This is a genomic window from Pirellulales bacterium (assembly GCA_035533075.1).
Classification (GTDB): domain Bacteria; phylum Planctomycetota; class Planctomycetia; order Pirellulales; family JAICIG01; genus DASSFG01.
On the sequence record DATLUO010000208.1, the window covers coordinates 1 to 4,192 of the forward strand.

Here is a 4,192-nt window from a genome sequence, read left to right on the forward strand (position 1 = left end):
GGTTCGCATGGGGACGATTCCGGTGGAACGCAGTAGCCGTCGAACTTTTGGCGTCTCAAGTGCCGGTTCGACGGTGCCCTTCACGTCAAAGATCACCAGTATGGGCGATCCGGCCGCCAGTTTTTCCTCCAGCATGGCCCGTGAGAATGGCTGCCAGTCGATGGGCCGCTGCTCGGACAGGTACTTCTCCAGCCAGAAAAAGGCCAAGCCCAGCACGACCACGATGGCCATGAGCGACTTCAAGCTGAATTGGAAGCGGCGGGCCATCCGGTCATTCTATCCGGGGTCGGGCTAGGTCGTCGAGTTGGTTCGGCCCGCTATAATGGCAAAGAGAAGTCCCCTCCAACTGCATGGTTGTCAAAATGGCGGACCACCCACAGGCCGCACGCCTGCCAGCCCGCCTGTCGATCATTGTTGGCGGAGCCGCCATCTGGGGCCTGGTGTTTGCGTTCGTTGGAATGATTACCGAGCGGCAGATGGCCGGGGCTGCTAGCGGTGTCGTCCTCGGTGCGATCATCGGGCTGGGCTACACGAAGCGCCAGATCGGTTCGTTCGTGGTCTGGGCCACTGGGTTTGCCTTGGTTGGCATGGCCGTGGGACCGGGCTGCGATGCCGACCCCATGTCGTCGGCGGTTGCAGCAGTCGTTTTCTTTTGTTCCTTCCGCTTCATCTGGTGGTTGGTCAACTCGATTCAAGACGCCATCTTCCCGAAAGATCAAGCGGACGAGGACAAGTAGATTTCCCTCCCCTTTTCTTCGTCGTCCGGGTAGTTTGGCCGCATGACGAAGCGCTTCCAATTCTCGGTCCGCTGGATTTTCGCCGTCACGGCGATTATTGGTCTCATTTGCGCAACCCTTTTGACGAAGCCGACTCCGGTGACAGGTAGTTTATTCCTCTTGCTCTTGGTCGTGATTCCAGCAGTCGTCGTCGTGGGGATCATCCAGGGTCGGGGCTACGTCCGGGCGTTCTGCATTGGAGCGGCCATCCCCTCGTCGTTTGGCATGATAGCATGGTGGGAATACGTCGGAGCCCCTTTTGCATCTGGTGGCCCATTCAACCATTTGCAGGACGCCCGTGGTTTCGTTCCGACGGACCAAGCGACTTTTATCTGGGCCGCTGCCTTGCTCACCGGCCTTGTGTGCGTCGGGTTCTATTGGCTCATCAAGTCGCCGAAAGAGGATTAGCCATGCGCTTTCAGTTTTCGATCCGTTTGATGCTTGGCTGTCAGTCGGCGCGCAAAACCAGCCAGTCATCGGCGCGGCAAAACCAGCCATTTGAGAAAGGCAAAACTCGTCGTAGGCCCCTTCTAGCGGCACATCCGCAGAAGGAGGACCGATATGGCGAATGCACTCAAGATGGCGATCGTGGAGTCGGTTTTTTCGTTACATGCGTTAGGTTGGAAGCAGCGGCGGATTGCGCGCGAGCTGGGTATCGACCGGGAGACGGTCCGCAAATACCTGCGGCAACGGTTATGCGCGGCAAAACCAGCCAATGCGCCGACCGGCTCTGAGCAGCCAAAACCAGCCGCTTCAGGCGGCCTGCCGGGTCTGGAGGCAAAACCAGCCAATGCGCCGATCGGCGCGGCGGCCGATGGCGGCGGGGCAACAGCAGCCGACTCGCCGACCGGCGGGCCGGCCGAAGCGGCTGATCCGCAACCGGCCGCCGCGGCAGTGGAGGCCGAGCGCGGGCCGGGCAGCCAGTGCGTCCCGTACCGCGAAGCGATCCTCGCCAAGGTTGCCGAGGGCTTGTCGATCAAGCGGATTCACCAGGACTTGGCCGCGGACGGGAAGGTGGTGCATTACGACAGCTTGCGGCGTTACGTCCGGCGCCTGGGCCGGGTGCGCCCACTCCCCTTTCGCCGAATGGAGTGCGAGCCAGGCGCGGAAGCCCAGGTCGACTTCGGCAGCGGAGCGCCGGTTGTCACGCCGGAAGGGAAACGGCGCAAGACGCACGTTTTTCGCATGGTCATCAGTCACAGCCGCAAGGGCTATAGCGAGGTGACATTCAGCCAGAAGACGGATGACTTTCTGCGCGCCTTGGAAAACGGCTTCCGACATTTCGGGGGCGTGCCGAAAACGTTGGTGATCGACAACCTCAAAGCGGCGGTGGCGCACCCCGACTGGTTCGATCCCGAGTTGACGCCGAAGGTGCAATCTTTCTGCCAGCACTATGGGACCGTGATTCTGCCGACCAGGCCCTACACGCCACGCCATAAGGGGAAGGTCGAGTCGGGGGTGAAGTACGTCAAGAACAACGCGCTCAAGGGATGCACGTTCGACAACTTGCGGGCCGAGCAAGAGCATCTCGGGCGGTGGGAAGCGACGACCGCCGACACGCGAATTCACGGCACCCACAAGAAGCAAGTTGGCGCGCTCTTCGAGGCCGTCGAACGGGCGGCTCTTTTGCCATTGCCCGCCGAGCCCTTCGCCAACTTTCAGGAAAAGCAACACAAGGTGTACCGCGATGGACATGTCGAGGTCGCCAAGGCCTACTACTCGGCACCGCCTGAATACGTTGGCCGCAGCCTTTGGGTGCGATGGGATGCGCGGCTGGTGCGTCTCTTCAATCACCGTTGGGAGCAGGTGGCGCTGCACGTGCGGCAGGAGCCGGGGCGGTTCAGCACGCTCAACGAACATCTACCGGCGGAGAAGATCAGCGGCGTCGAGCGCGGCGCCTCCTGGCTGCTCTCGAAAGTCAGCGTGATCGGCAACGAGGCTCATCAGTGGGCCCAGGCCATGCTCCATGCCCGCGGGATTGCCGGCACGCGCGTGCTCCAAGGACTGGTGAGTCTGCAGACGAAGCACTCGAGCGAAGCCTTGGAAAAAGCCTGCAAAACGGCCCTTTCGTACGGAGCCTACCGTCTGAGGACGATCCGACATCTGTTGGCGCGGCAGCCCGCCGTGCAAATGCCGCTGCCGTTTCTCGACGAACACCCCATCATTCGTCCACTCGACGATTATGCGCAAGTCGTCGCGCGGGCGTTCCATCGCCAGGAGGATCGCCCCTCCGTGGGCGAAGGTTTTGGAAGGCATGGCTGGACAAAAGTGTCCCCGGTTTCCATTTCAGCTCCCGTGCCCTCGACGAAAAACCCCGGCTCGGAGGTCGCCCTCGGCCGGGGTCCCGCGGACACACTTCCGCCCAGATCCGACTATCCCTCGCCAGGTTGCTCCTCAGCAGAGCCTGGCTCCGTTTCGCCGGACGCATCCAGTGTAGTTCCCCGTTTTCCACCCCACCAGGAGAAATCTCCATGAACGACCGTTTGCAGAGTATGTTGTGCCAGCTTCGCCTGTCGGGGCTGGCCGCCTGCCTGGACGTCCGGTTGCAGGAAGCCGCCGGCCATCAATTGGATCACGCCGAATTCTTGGAGTTGATCCTCCAGGATGAGCTGCTGATCCGCAACCAGCGGTTGATCGGCCGCCGCGTGCGGATGGCGCAGTTCCGGCAACTGAAGCCGCTCGACGACTTCGATTGGACGTTCAATCCCTCGATCCCTCGCAAGCAGATCTTCGACCTGGCCACCTGCCGCTTTGTGCGTGAACGCCGCGACGTGTTGTTTCTCGGGCCTCCGGGCACGGGCAAGAGCTTCTTAGTGCAGGCGCTCGGTCATCTGGCGATCAAACAGGGCTTCGTGGTCTTGTACCGTTCGATCTTCGACGTGGTCCGCGACTTCGTCCTTGATGAGACGGTGGCAGGCGACGAGAAGATGCTCGCCCGCTATCTCAAGCCCGACTTGCTAATCATCGACGACATGGGCATGAAGCAGCTTCCGAAGCGATCCGGCGAATACCTGTTCGAGGTGATCATGCGGCGGTACGAGACGCGCGCGACGGTGATGACCAGCAACCGGCCGTTGGAGGACTGGGGCAAGCTGATTGGTGACGTGCCCAGCGCCACGGCGATCCTCGACCGCTTCCTGCACCATGCGACGATCATCACCATCACCGGCCGGAGCTATCGGCTGCGGAATCGTTCCGAAGGCGGCGATGGTGCCCCCGAAGGACCGACACCGCCCAGCACGCCGCCAGACTCGGAACCGAAAAAGAAGCCGAAGCCGACCGACGACAGCGCTGCCGCCTAGTCCCCCACTTGCGGATCGGAAGGAACTTGACGATTATTTAAACTCTGTAGAACCCTCACAACCCTGCTGGTCAAACCTGCCGATTGATGGCTGGTTTTGACGCGCCGAATGACA

The 4,192-nt window shown here is 61.5% G+C and carries 5 protein-coding genes; 4 read left to right on the plus strand and 1 reads right to left on the minus strand.

Annotated elements, in window-relative coordinates; all coding sequences use genetic code 11:
• Positions 1 to 267: hypothetical protein (locus VNH11_26785; GenBank protein ID HVA50001.1), on the minus strand; the 267-nt coding region annotated here is incomplete at its 3' end.
• An 83-nt stretch (positions 268 to 350) separates the two neighbouring features.
• Between VNH11_26785 and VNH11_26790 the strand changes: the two genes are divergently transcribed.
• The 4 genes from VNH11_26790 to istB all read left to right on the plus strand — a co-directional run bounded on the left by VNH11_26790 (position 351) and on the right by istB (position 4,078).
• The gene (locus VNH11_26790; protein HVA50002.1) at positions 351 to 737 is read left to right on the plus strand and encodes a hypothetical protein; all 387 of its coding nucleotides are present in this window, start codon (positions 351 to 353) and stop codon (positions 735 to 737) included.
• A 42-nt stretch (positions 738 to 779) separates the two neighbouring features.
• Positions 780 to 1,184, plus strand: a complete 405-nt coding sequence (locus VNH11_26795; protein ID HVA50003.1) for a hypothetical protein — start codon at positions 780 to 782, stop codon at positions 1,182 to 1,184.
• Between the two features lie 153 nt (positions 1,185 to 1,337).
• Positions 1,338 to 3,251, plus strand: a complete 1,914-nt coding sequence (gene istA, locus VNH11_26800; protein ID HVA50004.1) for an IS21 family transposase — start codon at positions 1,338 to 1,340, stop codon at positions 3,249 to 3,251.
• Positions 3,248 to 4,078, plus strand: coding sequence for an IS21-like element helper ATPase IstB (gene istB / locus VNH11_26805; GenBank protein HVA50005.1), 831 nt, complete (start codon positions 3,248 to 3,250; stop codon positions 4,076 to 4,078). Before istA ends, istB begins: the two co-directional genes overlap by 4 nt.
• Positions 4,079 to 4,192: the final 114 nt, after the last annotated feature.